General features: G+C 73.9%; 10 protein-coding genes. 8 read left to right on the top strand and 2 right to left on the bottom strand.

Features of this window, described 5'->3' with window-relative positions; all coding sequences use genetic code 11:
- A partial coding sequence (locus tag ACH4J0_RS31985; RefSeq protein WP_396244362.1) for a hypothetical protein occupies positions 1 to 203 on the bottom strand: 203 nt, incomplete at its 3' end.
- Between the two features lie 509 nt (positions 204 to 712).
- Between ACH4J0_RS31985 and ACH4J0_RS31980 the strand changes: the two genes are divergently transcribed.
- The 8 genes from ACH4J0_RS31980 to ACH4J0_RS31945 all read left to right on the top strand — a co-directional run bounded on the left by ACH4J0_RS31980 (position 713) and on the right by ACH4J0_RS31945 (position 9,859).
- A complete protein-coding gene (locus ACH4J0_RS31980) occupies positions 713 to 865 on the top strand; it encodes a hypothetical protein (protein ID WP_396244360.1) in 153 nt (50 codons plus the stop codon).
- A gap of 127 nt (positions 866 to 992) precedes the next feature.
- Positions 993 to 3,740, top strand: a complete 2,748-nt coding sequence (locus ACH4J0_RS31975; RefSeq protein ID WP_396244359.1) for an ATP-binding protein — start codon at positions 993 to 995, stop codon at positions 3,738 to 3,740.
- 109 nt (positions 3,741 to 3,849) lie between these two features.
- On the top strand, positions 3,850 to 4,587 hold the full coding sequence (locus tag ACH4J0_RS31970; RefSeq protein WP_396244357.1) for an alpha/beta fold hydrolase: 738 nt from the start codon (positions 3,850 to 3,852) through the stop codon (positions 4,585 to 4,587).
- A gap of 95 nt (positions 4,588 to 4,682) precedes the next feature.
- Positions 4,683 to 5,936, top strand: a complete 1,254-nt coding sequence (locus ACH4J0_RS31965) for an ABC transporter substrate-binding protein (RefSeq protein ID WP_396244355.1) — start codon at positions 4,683 to 4,685, stop codon at positions 5,934 to 5,936.
- A complete protein-coding gene (locus tag ACH4J0_RS31960; RefSeq protein WP_396244353.1) occupies positions 5,908 to 6,933 on the top strand; it encodes a carbohydrate ABC transporter permease in 1,026 nt (341 codons plus the stop codon). Before ACH4J0_RS31965 ends, ACH4J0_RS31960 begins: the two co-directional genes overlap by 29 nt.
- 4 nt (positions 6,934 to 6,937) lie before the next feature.
- Positions 6,938 to 7,759 carry a carbohydrate ABC transporter permease gene (locus tag ACH4J0_RS31955; RefSeq protein WP_396244351.1) on the top strand — a complete coding sequence of 274 codons (822 nt, stop codon included), beginning with the start codon at positions 6,938 to 6,940 and terminating at the stop codon, positions 7,757 to 7,759.
- 128 nt (positions 7,760 to 7,887) lie between these two features.
- Entirely contained in the window at positions 7,888 to 8,850 is a 963-nt protein-coding gene (locus ACH4J0_RS31950) for a helix-turn-helix domain-containing protein (protein WP_396244349.1), read from the top strand.
- Between the two features lie 145 nt (positions 8,851 to 8,995).
- On the top strand, positions 8,996 to 9,859 hold the full coding sequence (locus tag ACH4J0_RS31945; protein WP_396244348.1) for a DMT family transporter: 864 nt from the start codon (positions 8,996 to 8,998) through the stop codon (positions 9,857 to 9,859).
- A gap of 54 nt (positions 9,860 to 9,913) precedes the next feature.
- On the opposite strand, the gene ACH4J0_RS31940 is transcribed toward ACH4J0_RS31945, so the two are convergent.
- On the bottom strand, positions 9,914 to 16,144 hold the full coding sequence (locus ACH4J0_RS31940) for an amino acid adenylation domain-containing protein (protein WP_396244347.1): 6,231 nt from the start codon (positions 16,142 to 16,144) through the stop codon (positions 9,914 to 9,916).
- Between the last annotated feature and the right edge of the window lie 8 nt (positions 16,145 to 16,152).

Below are 16,152 nucleotides of genomic sequence, written 5' to 3'. Positions count from 1 at the left end.
CCGGGGGCCAGGACGATGCTGGCGCCCCGGCGCCGGACGGAGGCCGCACCATGGACGTGCAGGGCGACGTAGAGGCAGTCCTCGGGATCGGTTCCCGGCGGCGCGGCGAGGATGTCGATGCAGCCGTTGCCGCCGCTGCCGCCGTCGCCGGCGGCCTGGTCGAGCTGGTGGACTTCGGCTTCGGGCGCGGGGGTTTCGAGCATGGGTGAGGGACCCGACTGGCTCACGGGAGTCTCCGACCGGTTGGAAGTGGTTCTGTGCAAGTGCGGGGGCTTGCTCGCCCAACAGCCTCCCGGTGCCATTCATACAAGGAGGGAAACAAGGTGGACAAACATTCAACAAACCGGGTTTCCGACGGCTCCGCCCGCCCCGGACGGCGCTCATCCGCAGCGGTGCCCGCTGCCCGGAGGAGGCCGTGCCCGTACCCTCGGGAGGATAAAGTGCCTACTGGACAAGGGGGTTGGGACTAGCGACATCGAGGCTTCGACAGCCGTCGGCACGCCCTGGACACTCCGGCCACCACGAACGGCCCGGCCGGAAGGAACCCGTTTCCCACCCCGTCCGGCGGCCCAGCGGTGCACGGGCCGTCACATCACCGTGCAGCGCCGGAACATCCCCCGACGACGCCCCTCCCTCGCCTGGGCGGCGCATCCGCCTCCCCTGGTCCACGGCAGCCCCCAGGGCCTGCCACGGCCGGACGGCCCTGCGCGTCATGCTCCGCAACCGCGAGGACCTCGCCCTGATCGACCTCCCGGCCCTTCAGGTCCGCCGCTGGCTCCGCCGGGAGACCTTCGCGCTCGTCCCCCCGGGCACCGAGGCCGACGCGATCGACTGGGACGCCGAACTGCCCGGCCCCACCGGCTGAGGCCCCGGCCACCGCCACCTGGGGTGCGGCCTCCGACCGCGCACGGCGTACCCTCGGGAAGCCGGGAACAGCGGCACGGACGGAGTCCGACCTCGGCAGACGCGGGGGCGGACGGGAAGAAGCTCGAATGGCAGGGTCAGGCGATCCGCTGTCCCATCGTGGCCTGCGCGGCCGGGAGGCCGAGCTCGCGCAGCTCCAGGCAATGATCGCCTCGGTGGCCCGCACCGGGAGCGGGGGGCTGGCCCTGATCCAGGGGGAGCCGGGCATCGGCAAGACCACCCTGCTCGCGGAGGCCGTCTCCCGGGCCGGCGCGGCGGGGTTCTCCGTGGGCCTCGGCAAGGCCGACGAACTGCACCACATCGTGCCGTTCTCCTCGTTGGCGGCCAGCATCCTGCACGGCGACCGGCCGCTGCTGTCCGGCGACGACCTCGCCGCTCTCGCCCGCAACCACGACCAGCGGATCTGGCTGGTGGAACGCCTGGCGGAGGCGATCGAGGCCAGGGCCACCGACGCCCCGGTGCTGATCGGCCTGGACGACGTGCAGTGGGCCGACGCGCTCAGCCGGTTCGCCCTGCAACAGCTGCCGACCCGTCTGCGGACCTCGCCGGTCCTGTGGCTGCTGACCGGGCGCCGGGAGCCCGCGTGCCCGGCGGAGGAGATCGTGGCGGCCGCCACCGGCAACCTTCCGACGGTCACGGTGTCCCTGGGCCCGCTGTCCGACGCGGCCATCGGTCAGCTGGCCGACGACGCGCTCGGACCGGCGGTCGACGCGTGGGTGCGGGACCTGCTCGACGGCGCCGGCGGGAACCCGTTCCTGGCGGTCGAGATGCTGGCCGGGCTGCGGACCGCCGACGCCTCGCAGGAGAGCGTGCCCTCCCGGCTCGTGGTCGGCGTGCGCGGCAGGCTCCGGTCCCTCCAGCCCGGCACCCTGCGCTTCCTCCAGATGGGCGCGGTGCTGGGCCGCCGGTTCGGCTTCGACGACGCCGCCGCACTCTGCGACCGCCCGGCCGCCGCCCTGCTCCCCGCGCTGGAGGAGGCGGTGCGCGCCGGACTCCTGGACGACGACGGCGACCACCTGGTCTTCCGGCACGACCTGCTGCGCCAGGCGGTGTACGCCGACATCCCGCCGTCGGCCCGGAAGGTCCTGCACCGCGAGGCCGCCCGCCGCCTGGTCGCCGCGGGCCGGCAGCCGATCGACGCGGTGCCGCACATCCTCCGGGGCGCCCTGCCCGGGGACGAGGAGGCCGTCGCGCTGCTGCGGCGAGCGGCCGACGACGTGCTGGCGGTCACCCCGGACCCGGCGGCCGACCTGATGCTCCGCGCCCTCGAACTGACTCCGCCGAAGGGGCAGTTGAAGTTCGAGGTCGGCGAGCAGACGATCCTGTTCCTGACCCGGGCCGGCCGCGACCACGAGGCGCTGGCGACCGGCGACCGGCTGTTGGCCGACCGGCCGCCGCTGGAGACCTTCGGCCGCCTGCAGTCCGCCCTGGGCGGGGCGCTGTGGACCATGGACCTCGCCGACGAACTGCGCCGCCGGGCCGAGGCCGCGCTCGCCGCGGGCGGCTCCGCCCCGGAGATCTGCGCCCGGCTGGCCGCCCTGCGCGCCCTGGCCCTGTCCCGGGGCCGCGACCTGGCCACGGCGCGGGAGGCCGGCGAGACCGCGCTGCGGACCGCCACCGCGATCGGCGACCGGGAGGCCCACGTGCTGGCCCTGTCCGGGCTGGGCGAGATCGCGCTGAACGCCGGGGAGAACGCGGTCGCCGTGGAGCGCTTCGCCGCGCTCAGCGCCATCGACTCCGCCTTCCTCCCCGAGGAGGTCGTCGCGCACCTGCACGTGGACGACTTCGCCGCCGCCGAACGCCTGCTCCTCCGGGCGGCGGAGCGGACCGGTGCGGTGCGTCAGGCCATGCTGCTGTGGGCCCAGGGCCAGCACGACCTGGGGCTCGGCCGGCTCGACGACGCCGAGGCCGACTTCGTGACCATGGAACACCTGGAGGACGAGGTGCGGGTGCCCGTCCAGCAGGTGAACGGCCGGGTGATCCGCTCCCGCATCGCCCTGCTGCGCGGCGACCGGGAGGCGGCCCGGGAACACCTCCTCGCCGCCCGGGAGCGACTGGCCGTCAAACCGAACCCGGGCAACACGGCCGCGGTGCGCTTCCTGGAGGCCGTCCACGCCGAGGCGGACGGGGACGCGGGACTCGCCGTCGACCGGATCCGCCGGGTACAGCAGCAAGGCCCCTTCATGCGCTGGCGGCTGCTGCGCGACTGGGTCGACGCCGCGGTCCGGATGTGCCTGCGCGGCGGGGAGCGGCAGCTCGCCGAGGACCTGGCCGCGCAGGCCGAGGCCCACGCCGGACGCAACCCGTCCGTGCCGACCGCCACCGGCATCGCGGCGCAGGCCGGCGGGCTCGTGCGGAACGACCCCGCCCTGCTCGAACACGCCGTGGAACTGCTCGGGGCGTGCCCCCGCCCGCTCGCCCGGGCCGCCGCGCAGGCCGATCTCGGCCTGGCACTGCTGGCCGCGGGGCGGCCCGGCCCGGCGGTGACCGTGCTGGCCCGGGCGCGGGGCACGTTCGCCGAGGCGGGCGCCCACGCCGCGGCGGCAGCCGTCCCACGTGCCGCGGACGGCACCGGGGCCGACGGCCGCCGGGCGGCGAGCGCGCAGCGCCCCGTCCAGGGCTGGGGCGCCCTCACGGCCTCGGAGGAGAAGGTGGCGCGCCTCATCGCCCAGGGCCACACCAACCGGTCGGCCGCCGACGTGCTCGTGGTGTCCCCGCACACCGTCAACACCCATCTGTCGGCCGTCTTCCGCAAGCTGTCGATCGGCTCCCGGGTCCAGCTCGCCAACCTGGTCGCCTCACTCCCCGAGATCTGACCCCTGAGGTCCGAACCCGCCCGGTTGGTACGTTCACGCGATGCCCCCCGCGCCCGGACCCGCTTGGCTGGGACATCGCCCTCCACCCGCCCAGTCGAAGGTCACCGGCATGCAGAGCCCCGCCCCCGTTCCGCCGACCGTCGTGCTGGTGCACGGGGCGTTCACCGACGCCTCGTCCTGGGCGGGGGTCGTCGATCTGCTGCATGCCGCCGGCGTGGCGGTGCACGCTCCGGCGAACCCGCTGCGCGGTCTGGAGCACGACGCCGCAAGCGTCAGGAGCCTGGTGCGCGAGCTCGACGCCCCCGTCGTCCTGGTCGGCCACGGCTACGGCGGCGCGGTCATCACCCAGGCGGCCTGCGACACCGACCATGTGGTGGCGCTGTGCTACGTCGCCGCGTTCGGCCTCGACGCCGGCGAGTGCGTGCTGGACATCACCAACCGCTTCGCCCCCTCCCCACTGGCCGACGCCACCATCACCACGGCCCTTTCCGCCGGCCCCGACGCCGAGGTGCACATCCGCCCGGAACGGTTCCGGCAGGTGTACGCCGACGACCTGTCACCCGCGGCCGGGCAGACGCTGGCCGCGGCACAACGCCCGATCGCCTGCCGCGCGCTGACCGACAGATCGGGCTCACCGGCCTGGGCGGACAAGCCGTCCTGGTACGCCATCGCGACCGCCGACCGGATGCTCAACCCCGCCGCCCAGCGCTTCATGGCCCAACGCATGGCGGCCATCGAACACGTGCTGGACGCCTCGCACGCCGTCCCGCTGTCGCGGCCCGACGCCGTCGTGGCGATGATCCGGGAGGCCACCGGGCACGCCACGGGTACGCCCGGGGGTGTTTAATGTGCGTTCGAGCGGAAGAGTCCTGTTCCACCCCGGCACTCCGACCCCCGACACCCCGACACCCCGACCCCCAGGCACCCGGCAAAGGCACCAGCATGATCTCACCGGCCAGATCGTCGGCTCGGCGGATCGCCGCCCTCCTGACCGGGCTCCTCCTCCTGGCGCCGGCCGCCACCGGATGCGGTCACAGCACCGGTTCCGGGTCGTCCGGGGGCGAGGTCACCACCATCACCGCGCTCGACTACTACACCGACGGGACCGAACACGCCCAGTGGGGCGACCTGCTCACCGCGTGCGGCCGCACGGTCGGGGTACGGGTCGAGCAGACGAGCGTCCCGGGGGCGTCCTTGATCCCCAAGGTCCTGCAACAGGCGTCCTCGCGGACCCTCCCCGACCTGCTGATGCTCGACAACCCGGACCTCCAGCAGATCGCCCGGACCGGCGCGCTGACCCCGCTGGACGGCTACGGCATCGACGCCGACGGCTTCGCCCCGGGCATCGTGTCGGCGGGCAGCTACCAGGGCAAGCTGTACGGACTGGCCCCCAACGTCAGCACCGTCGCCCTCCTCTACAACAAGGACATGCTCGCCGAGGCCGGCGTCGCCGTCCCGAGGACCTGGGACGAACTGAAGGCGGCCGCGGCCGCGTTGACCCGTCCCGGCCGCTACGGCATGGCGGTCGACGCGAACGCCACCTTCGAGGGCACCTGGCAGTTCCTGCCCTTCCTGTGGTCCAACGGCGGCGACGAACGGCAGTTGGACACCCCCCAGGCCGCGCAGGCGCTCCAGCTCTGGGTCGACCTGGTGAAGAGCGGATCCATGTCGAAGTCGGTGCTGAACTGGACGCAGGCCGACGTCCACGACCAGTTCGTCGCCGGGCGGACGGCCATGATGATCAACGGCCCGTGGCGCATCCCGGCCCTGGACCAGGACGCGAACCTGCACTGGGGAGTGGCCCCCGTGCCCGTCCCCCGGCTGGGCGGGAGCCCGGTCACCCCGCTCGGCGGCGAGGTGTGGACCGTCCCGCAGAGCCCCTCCAGGGCCCGGCAGGAGAAGGCCGCCCGGGTCCTCGCCTGTCTCAACTCCCCCGCCGACATGCTCACCCTCGCCCAGGAGCACCACACCGTGCCCTCCCGCACCGCGGTGGCCGCCCAGCACGTCGAGGAGAACCCGTCGATGGCCGCCTTCGCCCAGAGCGTAGCGGCGGCGCGCGCCCGTACCAGCGAGCTCGGCGTCGAGTGGCCCAGGGCGGCGACCGGGATCTACACCGCGATCCAGTCCGCGCTGACGGGTGAGCAGACACCGGAGGAAGCCCTCAGCCATGCGCAGCAGTTCGCCACCGGCCGCTGAGGCCGTGCAGGCCCCGGAGGCCGGTGACCCGTCGCCGGTCCGGCGCGGGCGGCGCTGGCAACACTGGGAGCGCTGGACGCAGTGGCTGTTCGTCGCACCCGCCGCGGCGTACCTGCTGCTGTTCTTCGGCTACCCGGTCGTCCAGAACCTCGTGATGAGCTTCCAGCGGTACACCGTCACGACCTTCTACACGGGCGACGCCCCGTTCGTGGGGCTGGAGAACTACGCGGCGGTCCTCTCCTCCTCCACCTTCCCCCGGACCCTGCTGACCACGGCCGTGTTCACGGCCGGCTCGGTCCTGGGGCAGTTCGCCGTCGGCCTGGCCCTCGCCCTGTTCTTCCGGCGCCGCTTCCCGCTCGGCGGCGTTCTGCGATCGCTCCTGCTGCTGCCGTGGCTGCTGCCGCTGGTCGCCTCCGGAACCACCTGGAAGTGGATGCTCGACCCCGACACCGGAGTCGTCAACGCGGTGCTGCGCGGCCTCCACCTCTCGCCGTCGGGCGTCCCCTGGCTCACCGGCACCTCCCAGGCGCTGCTGTCGGTGGTCCTGGTCAACACCTGGGTCGGTGTCCCCTTCAACACCGCGATCCTGTACGGCGGTCTGCGGGACATCCCCCCGCACCTGTACGAGGCGGCGGAGCTCGACGGCGCCGGCCCGCTGGCCTCGTTCCGCCACATCACCTGGCCGCTGCTGCGGCCGGTGGCGCGCGTGGTGCTCGTGCTGGGCGTGGTCTACACCGTCAAGGTGCTGGACATCATCCTGGTGGTCACGGGCGGAGGACCGGCCGGCGCCACCGAGACCATCGCCACCCAGTCGTACGAACTGTCCTTCCGGCAGTTCGACTTCGGGCGCGGCGCCGCGCTGGGCAACCTGCTGATCGTCCTCTCGCTGCTGTTCGCCGTCCTCCACCTGCGCGCCGACCGACGCGCCCGGGCCGACCGACACGCCCGGGCCGTCCGGCCGTCCGGCCGTGCGGCCCGCTGGCCGACCGGGGAATGATCCCGTGAAACGCCCACCCGGCCGCCGCCGGCTGTCCACCCTCGTCGGGATCGTCCTGCTGGCGCTGATGCTGTTCCCCGTCTACTGGATGGTGAACGCCTCCCTCCAGCCGGCCGGCAACACCCTGCGCGGCGGATGGTTCCCACTCCATCCGGACCTCGGCGGGTACGCCACCGCGCTGCGCGACCAGGGGCGCAACCTCGTCACCAGCCTCGTGGTGGCCCTCGGCAGCGCGGTGTTCAGCCTGGCCCTCGCCGCGCCGGCGGCCCACGCGCTGGCCCGGTTCCGCCTGCGCGGCACCAACGTCGTGCTCCTCGGCATCCTGACCACCCAGACGGTGCCGGGCATCGTGGTGGCCGACGCGCTCTACGGCGCCTACAACGACCTGGGACTGCTGAACTCCCGCCCCGGGCTGGTCCTCGCCGACTCCACCGTCGGCGTCCCCTTCTCGATCGTCGTCCTGCACGCGTTCATGCGGGGCATCCCCGAGGAGATCATCGAGGCCGCGCGGATGGACGGCGCCGGCCGGCTGCGCGTCTTCCGTTCCGTGGTGCTCCCGTTGAGCCGGAACGCCTTGATCACGGCCGGCGTCTTCAGCTTCCTCTTCGCCTGGAGCGACTTCCTCTTCGCCCTCACCCTGACCACCACGGACACCGTCCGGCCGATCACCCTGGGCGTCTACCAGTACCTCGGCGCCCACACCGACCGGTGGAACGCCGTCATGGCCACCGGTGTCCTGGCGTCCGTGCCCGCCGCCCTGCTGCTCGTCGTCGCCCAGCGCCACGTCACCGGCGACGCCACCGCAGCCGGTGACGCCGTCAGGTGAGGGTCACCCGTCACGGCTGATCCAGTACGTTCACGCGATGTCCCGCCCGGGGGTCCGCTGGCATGGTGATCCGGAAGGCGCAGCGGTGGACGGGGCCACCGGTGGCCGACCGACCCGAGAGGAAACCGGTGCCCGCATCTCTTTCCACCGCGCGACTGTCCGCCTCCGACCGGGCGCAGAGCTGGCACGAGGCGGTGTCCCACGCCTTCGTGCCGATGACCGTGGACCTCCTGGAGGAGGTGCCGTCGCCCGGGGCGATCGTCGGCCACCAGCTCGGCCCGATGCGGATATCGAGGGTCCAGGCGGGACCCCAGGTGGTGACGCGCAGCCGACGCCTGATCGCCGACGGCGGCCCGCCGTCGCTGATCATCAGCCTCCAGGAGCGCGGCCGCGCGCTCAAGGAGCAGGACGGCAGGGAATCGGTCATCCAGCCGGGCGAGTTCTCCATCACCGACACCTCCCGGGTCTTCCGGAAGAAGATCGAGGAGGGATTCGCCTTCACCTCCTTCCAGTTTCCCCGCGCCGAGTTGGACGTCCCGGAGCGGGACCTGCGAGCGCTGACCGCCACCCCCTTCAGCGGAGCCGAGGGCACCGCCGCACTGGTGGCGGCCTACCTCTCCCGGATGGCGCGCGAGGCCGACGTACTGGACGAGGCCGTCGGCCGCCGGGCCGCGGCCATCGCGCTCGACCTGGTGGCCCTGCTGGTCGACGACCACTCCGGCGGCTCCCGCCCCCGGGCCCCGCGGAGCGCAGCCTCCCTGGAGCGGGTCAAGGCCCACATCCTGCGCAACCTCCGCGATCCGGACCTCTGCCCGTCCACCATCGCGGAGGCCACCTTCATCTCGGTCCGCTTCCTCCACAAACTCTTCCACCTCGAAGGCACCACCGTCAGCGGGTGGATCCGCACCCAACGCCTGGAGCGCTGCAGCCGCGACCTCCTCCGCCCGGTGGCCACGGAACTCGGCGTGGCGGGCATCGCCCGCCGCTGGGGCTTCGTCAACCCCAGCCACTTCAGCCGCGCCTTCCGCGCGGCCTACGGCACGTCCCCCCGGGACTGGCAGCTCGGCACCCGCCCCGATCCGGCGCCCTGACTCCCCTCCACCCTCCGCCACCCCGCGGGATGCCTCGGACGGGTGAGCCGGCCGCGCGGCGGCGGCACCCGGCGGAGATCCCTGGGAAGCTGTCCGAGGCGTCCGGCCGCTCACGGACCCGGCACGTCTGCGGAGGTGGTCCACGATGCCCGTCCTGTGCGTCCTGTTCGCCCTCTTCGGGGCGTCGAGCAACGCTCTCGGCACCGTGCTGCAGCGCAAGGCCGCACTCAACGTGCCCGCGACCCGGTCCCTCCAGCCCCGCTTGATCGCCGACCTCGCGCGCCAGCCGGTGTGGGCGGCCGGAATCGCCGCCGTCGTGGCGGCCGCCGGCCTGCAAGCCCTCGCCCTGGCCACCGGACCGCTCGCGCTGGCCCAGCCGGTCTTCGTCCTGGAACTGCCGCTGGCCCTGATGATCGGGACACGGGTGCTCCGGCGACGCATCCCGACGGCCGGCTGGTGGGCGATCGGGTCCATCGCCCTGGGCCTGGCGGTGGTCCTGATCGCCGCCCACCCGCACGGCGGGAACACCCACGCACCGATGGCCCGGTGGGTACCGACCACCGCCCTGTGCCTGGGTGCCGTGGCGGCGCTGGTCGCAGCCGCCGCCAGTCGTCCGCCGGGCCCCGGCCGGGCCGCCTGCCTGGGGTCCGCCTCCGCAGTGGCGAACGCGCTCACCGCCGCCTTCATGAAGTCGGCGGCCGGCACCCTCTCCGCACACGGGCTGAGCGCGTTCCTGACCGCCTGGCAGACCTACGGCTTCGCCCTGTGCGGCGTCCTGGCGATCCTCCTGCTGGAGAACGCGCTGCAAGCCGGGTCCCTCGCGGCCTCCCAGCCCGCGCTGACCCTCGGCGACGCCCTGATCAGCCTCGTCCTCGGTGTCGCGCTGTACGACGAGCACGTCCGCACCGGCTGGTGGCTGCTGCCGACGGCCGCGGGCCTCGCCCTGATCGTGGTGGGCACCGTACGCCTGGCACGCGCCGTCCCCCGCATCCGCGCGGCTCCTTCCTGAACCCCACCGACGACCGCGCCCGGCCGGGCGCGGTCGTCCGGGCGCGGTCGTCCCTCACGGAACGTCCGGGTGCGCCGGCGGGCATGGCGCCTGCACGTCGGCGGCGATCAGGTCGAGGGCGTCACGGACGAGGGCGCCGAGCCGTTGGGCGGTCCCGGCCAGGTGTTCCGCGTTCACACCGGTGGTGACGTCGAGGAGCCGGGCCCCGGTCGCGCGGCTGCGGGAGAACTGCACCCGCATCCACACGCTGTGCTCGTCGGCGAACCACCAGTCGACGACTTCCACCCGCGTCAGCTTCTTGACGTCGTCGAGGTTGTGGAAGTCGACGAAGTTGAACGCGACCTGGTAGAGCATGCCGTCCGACAGCTGTCTGATCTGCCCCACGGGGAACCGCCGGTGCGGCTGCGCCGCGCGCTCCGCGTCGAAGGCCACCCGCGCGAGGCCCGCCCAGGTCTGCCCCGAGACGTCGGCGACCAGCGGCGGGACGTTGAGCAGGACGCCGAGGAGCCGGTCGGAACCGGCCTCGTCGAGCCGCCCGTTCACCTGTACGCCGGAGGCCACCACCGGCTCGCCGGTCAGCTGGGACAACGCCCAGAAGTGCGCGGCGAGGTACAGCGACTTCTGCGGGGTGCCGATGCTCGCGGCCACCTCGCGCAGCCGCGTGTCGAGCTCCGTCGGCAGCTCGGCCCGGTAACTCCCGGCGTCCCCGGGCAGTTCCGGGAGCTTCGGATCGGGCAGCCGCTCGACCACGCCGGTCCAGAACGCGCGCGTCCGGGGCGATTCGACGGCGGCCCGTTCCGCGGCGACGAAGTCGCGGTAGCGGGACGCGGGCGCCTGGCGGCCGACGACCTCGCCCCCGGCCAGCGCCGTGTCGTACGCCTGGAGGAGATCGGTCATCAGCTGCGCCACGCTCCAGCCGTCGAGGACGACGTGGTGCAGCGCGATCGAGACCTGGAACTCCTCGGGCCCCCGCGGCAGCACGTGGCAGCGCAGCAGCGGCGCCGTCCCGATGTCGAACGGGTTCGCCACCTCGCGCTCCCACCAGGCGCGGAGCTCGGCGTCCGCGTCGTGACCGGTCAGCTGGTCGACGACGAGGGGAATCCGCGCCCTGCGATGCACCAGCTGCATCGGCTGGCCGTACCGGCCGAGGTCGAAGGACGTACGGAGGATCTCGTGGCGCTCGGTCATCGCGTCGAGCGCCCGCCGGAGTCCGTCGGCGTCGAAGCGGCCCCGGAGCCGTACGCTGGCCAGGTCGTGGTACAACTCCGGCCTGTCGTCGGCGAGTTCGCACTCGTACAGGATGCCGAGCTGCATCGCCGCCGTGGGATAGGCGTCTTCCACGTCGTCGGGCAGCATCCGTTCGTCGACGTGGACGGAGGCTGATGGCGGCGCGACGTCCGCGTCCCCGAGGCGGTCGCACTCGGCCGCGAGCTCACCGATCGTGGCGTGCAGGAACACTCGCTCGACGGTCACCGGCAGCCCCTGCGCGCGGGCGGCGATGCCGACGCGGATCGCGATGATCGAGTCTCCGCCGACGGCGAAGAAGTTGTCGTGCAGGCCCGGGGATCCGATGCCCAGCTCAGCCGCCCAGATCCGGGCGAGCGCACGCTCCGTCTCGCTGCGTGGCGCGTCGGCGCGGTCCTCGGCGGTCCCGTCGTCGGCGGTCCCGCTCCGCGGCGCGTCCGGCGGCGGCAGCGCGTCGCGGTCGAGCTTGCCGTTCGCGGTCAGCGGCAGCGCGTCGCACCGCACGATCGCGGACGGGAGCATGTGCGCGGGGAGCCGTTCCGCCAGCAGTGTCCGCAGATCGGGCAGGTCCTGCTCGGCGGTGACCACGTACGCGACGAGCCTCGGCTGCCCCGGCACGTCCTCCCGGAGCAGACAGACCGCCGCGCGCACCCCCGTCCGGTCGAGCAGGGCGCGCTCGATCTCGCCGAGTTCGATCCGGAAGCCGTGCAACTGCACCTGGCTGTCCGACCGTCCGCGGAAGACCAGCTCGCCGCCGGCCAGGCGGACGGCCAGGTCCCCGGTGCGGTAGAGCCGGTCGCCCGGCCCGCCGAACGGGTCCGGGAGGAACCGCTCGGCGGTCAGCGCGGGCCGGCCGAGGTAGCAGCGGGACACGCCGGGTCCCCCGACGTACATCTCGCCTTCCACACCCGCGGCGACCTCGCGCAGCTGCTCGTCGAGGATGTGGACCCGCACCTCGCCGAACGGCCCGCCGATCGGGCTCACGGCCGCGTCGAGGTCGGCGAGGTCCAGCGGCCGGACCGTCACGTGGACCGTGGTCTCCGTGATGCCGTACATGTTGACCAGGCGTGGCCGGGCGGTTCCGTAGCTGCGGACCCACGGGCGCAGTGCCGCCGGCTCCAGCGCCTCGCCGCCGAACACCACCAGCCGCAGCGCGAGCGGCGGAGAGCCCGCGCTCTCCGCGGCCGCGGCGAGGTGCTTGAACGCGGTGGGGGTCTGGTTGAGGACCGTGACGCCCTCGGCGCGCAGGAGTTCCAGGAACGCGGCCGGGTCGCGGCTGGTGAGGTGGCCGACCACGACGAGCCGGCCGCCGTGGAGCAGTGCTCCCCACAGCTCCCACACCGAGAAGTCGAACGCGATCGAGTGGAACAGCGTCCACACGTCGTCCGGCCCGAATCCGTGGTCGTCCGCGGTCGCCTCGAACAGCCTGACCGCGTTGGCGTGGGGCACCACGACGCCCTTGGGCCGTCCCGTGGAGCCGGAAGTGTAGATGACGTAGGCGACGTTGCCGGGACGGACGTCGACCTCGGGCGCGGTGCCCGGCGCGTCGGGCGACACGTCGGTCAGCCGCACCACCCTGCGGCCCGGCGCGGCGAGCGCCTCGGCGTGCTCGTCGTCCGTGACGACCAGGTCGCAGCCGGCGTCGTCGAGGGCGAAGGTGGAGCGGGACACGGGATGCGTCGGATCCAGCGGGAGGTAGCCGGCCCCCGACTTCAGTACCGCGAGCACCGCGACCACCAGGTCGACGGTGCGCTCGGTGCACAGCCCGACCAGCCGTTCCGGACCGGCGCCGAGCGCGACGAGCCGGTGCGCGAGCCGGTTCGCGGCGACGTCGAGTTCGGCGTAGGACATCGACCTGCGGCCGTCGACGACGGCGACCCGGTCCGGAACGGCCGCCGCGACCTCCGCGAAGATCTCGTGCAGGCAGCGGAGCCCGGTCCGGCCCGCGCCCGGACGGCCGGGGCGCGCGTCGCCCACCAACTCGTCGAGCGCCACCTCGGGCCGGCCGGCGCCGGTGTCCAGCAGGTCGACGTACCGGCGGAGCAGCCCCTCGGCCCGCTCGGGGTCGAACAGGGCGGAATCGTACTCCAGCGTCACCTCCAGATCGCCCTCGCCGATCTCGGTGATCTCGACCGTGACGTCGAACTTCGCCGTCCCGGTGTCGGCGGGGAGCGGCTCCACCGCGAGCCCCGCGAGCGCCGCGTTGGGGCGTCGCCGCCCCTGGTACGCGAGGGCGACCTGGGTCAGCGGGGAACGGGACAGGTCGCCCTCGCGGGCGAACTCCCGGGCCAGCCGCTCGAAGGGCACGTACTGGTGCTCCAGCGCTTCGAGGGTGGTGTGGTGGACGGCCGTCGCGAACTCGCCGAACGTGCCGCCGTCCGGCCGGAGCCGCACGGGCACCGTGTTGGCGAAGTACCCGACGACGTCCTCCAGGCCGGGATCGGGCCGACCGCTGGTCGGCGAGGCGATCAGCAGGTCGTCGACGCCGACGAGGTCGCGCAGCAGGACGCCGAGGGCGGCCGCGCAGACCGCGTACGGTGTGGTCCTCGTCCTGGCGGCCGCGCCCAGGACCGTGGCCAGCAGTCCGCGCGCCTCGACACTGATCCGGCGGCCGCGGTGCGAACGCACCGGCGGACGCGGCCGGTCGGCGGGTATCTCCAGGACCACGGGCGCGTCGCGCAGCATCGCCCGCCACGGGGTGAGGTCCCCGGTGTTCTCGCGGCCCCACTGCGCGAAGTCCCGGTAGGTGCGGGTGGCCGGAGCGAATTCGGGGCTGCGGCCCGCGATGCGCGCGGCGTAGGCGGTGGCCAGGTCGCGGTCGAGGAGGTCCACCGTCCACCCGTCGGAGACGATGTGGTGGATCACCAGGACGATGACGTGCTCGTCGCCGCCGAGCCGCAGCACCGTCGCCCGCAGCAGCGGCGCTCGGCCGAGGTCCAGGTGCACCGCGGTCAGGTCGGCGACCAGCCGTGCCGCCTCCTGTGGACGGTCGGTGAGATCGACCACCTCGACGGTCGGAAGCCCGCCGTCGCACCTGGCCCGCAGGTCGCCGTCGGCGAAGCTGAACGAGGTGCGCAGCTGCTCGTGCCTGGCGACGACGTCTCCGAGGGCCGAGGTCAGGGCCGCGATGTCGAGGGGCCCGCGGACGCGAGTGACGACGGGGATGTTGTAGGACGTCCCCGCCGTCTCGTTCAGGTGGTCGAGGAACCAGAGCCGCCGCTGCGCGAGCGACGGAACGAGCGGCGCGTCCGCGGAACGGGGGACCACGCTGTGCGCGGCCTCCGACCGGTCGAGCACCGCGGCGGTCCCCGCGACGGTGCCGGCCGCGAAGAACTCGCTCATGGTCAGGCCGGCGCCGTGCCGGGCGCGCAGCCGCGACACGATCCGCGCCGCGTGCAGCGACGTGCCGCCCAGAGCGATGAAGTCGGCGTCCCGGGCGACCGTGGCAAGGTCGAGCACTTCGCCCCAGACGGCGGCGACCGCGTGCTCGGTGGTGCCCCGCGGCCCGTTCGCCCCGTCATGGACGCCGGCCTCCGCCCGGGGCAGCGCGGACCGGTCGAGCTTGCCGTTCGGGGACAGCGGCAGGGCCTCCAGCGAGACGTAGGCGGTCGGGAGCATGATCTCCGGCAGCACCGCCGCGAGTCGTTCGCGGAGTACGCGCTCCGGCACGTCACCGACCACGTAGGCCGCGAGGTGGGCCGAGTCGCCGGCGCCCCGGGCCGCCACGGCGGCGGCCCGGACTCCGGGGACGTCGGCGAGCAGGGCCTCGATCTCCCCGGTCTCGATCCGCACGCCGCGCACCTTCACCTGGTGGTCGAGCCGGTTCAGGAACTCGAGTGCGCCGTCGGTCCGCAGCCGGACGCGGTCCCCGGTGCGGTACAGGCGCGCACCGGGGACGCCGGAGAACGGATCCGGCACGAACTTCTCCGCCGTCAGCTCCGGCCGGCCCTGGTACCCGCGCCCGACCTGGACGCCGCCGATGTACAACTCGCCCGTCCGACCGGGTGCCACCGGCGTGCCCCGGTCGTCGAGGACATGGGTGTCGGTCAGCGGCACCGCGGTACCGATCGGCACGGCGGCCTCGTCGGTGTCCGGCCGGCAGCGCCAGTGGGTGACGTCGATCGCCGTCTCGGCCGGACCGTAGATGTTGTCCAGCTCGGCACCCAGGCCACTGGCGAAGAACCGCCGCACCAGCCCGGGGCTCAACGCCTCGCCGCCGGCCACCACCTGCCGCAGCGAGCCGCAACCGGCCGGATCGGCCACGTCGAGGAACACGCTGAGCATCGACGGCACGAAGTGGGCGACGGTGACCCCGTGCCGGCGGACGAGACCCGCGAGACGGTCCGGGTCACGGTGGCCGCCCGGCTCGGCGACCACGGTGCGGGCCCCCGCCACCAGTCCCCAGAGACTCTCCCCGACCGACACGTCGAAGCCCACCGGGGTCTTCTGCAGGACGACGTCCTCGGGACTCATCCGGTAGTGGTGCTGCATCCACAGCAGGCGGTTGACGAGACCGGCCCGGGTGTTCATCGCCCCCTTGGGGCGGCCGGTCGAGCCCGACGTGTAGACGACGTAGGCGAGGTGCCCGGGTTCCGCCGGGTGAGGAGGCATCGGCTCGCACGCCGCGATGCGGGCCGCGTCGCGGTCCAAGCACACGGTGCTCGCGTGCGCGCCGACGCCCATCGCCTCCAGCGGAGCCCGGTGACCGATGACCACCGGCGCCCGCACGTCGTCGAGCATGTACGCGATCCGTGCCGCCGGGTACGAGGGGTCGAGCGGAACGTACGCACCGCCGCTGATCAGCACGGCGGCGAGCGCGACGAGCTGGTCGACCGAGCGGTCCAGCAGGACACCGACCCGGACCTCCGGACCGACGCCGAGGCCGGTCAGATGAGCGGCGAGCCGCGAGGCGCGGTCGACGAACTCCGCGAAGGTGACGTCGAGCGATCCGTCGGTGACGGCGATCGCGGCCGGCGTCCGGCGCGCCCGGTCCAGGATCAGCGCCGCCAAGTCCGGTGCGCGGTCGTCGTCGTGCAGCACGGTTTCCC

The organism is Kitasatospora sp. NPDC017646, assembly GCF_044329365.1.
In the GTDB taxonomy this organism is placed as follows: Bacteria; Actinomycetota; Actinomycetes; order Streptomycetales; family Streptomycetaceae; genus Kitasatospora.
The sequence above is the reverse complement of the archived record's forward strand: the minus strand, read 5'-3'. Positions and strand labels throughout refer to the sequence as shown.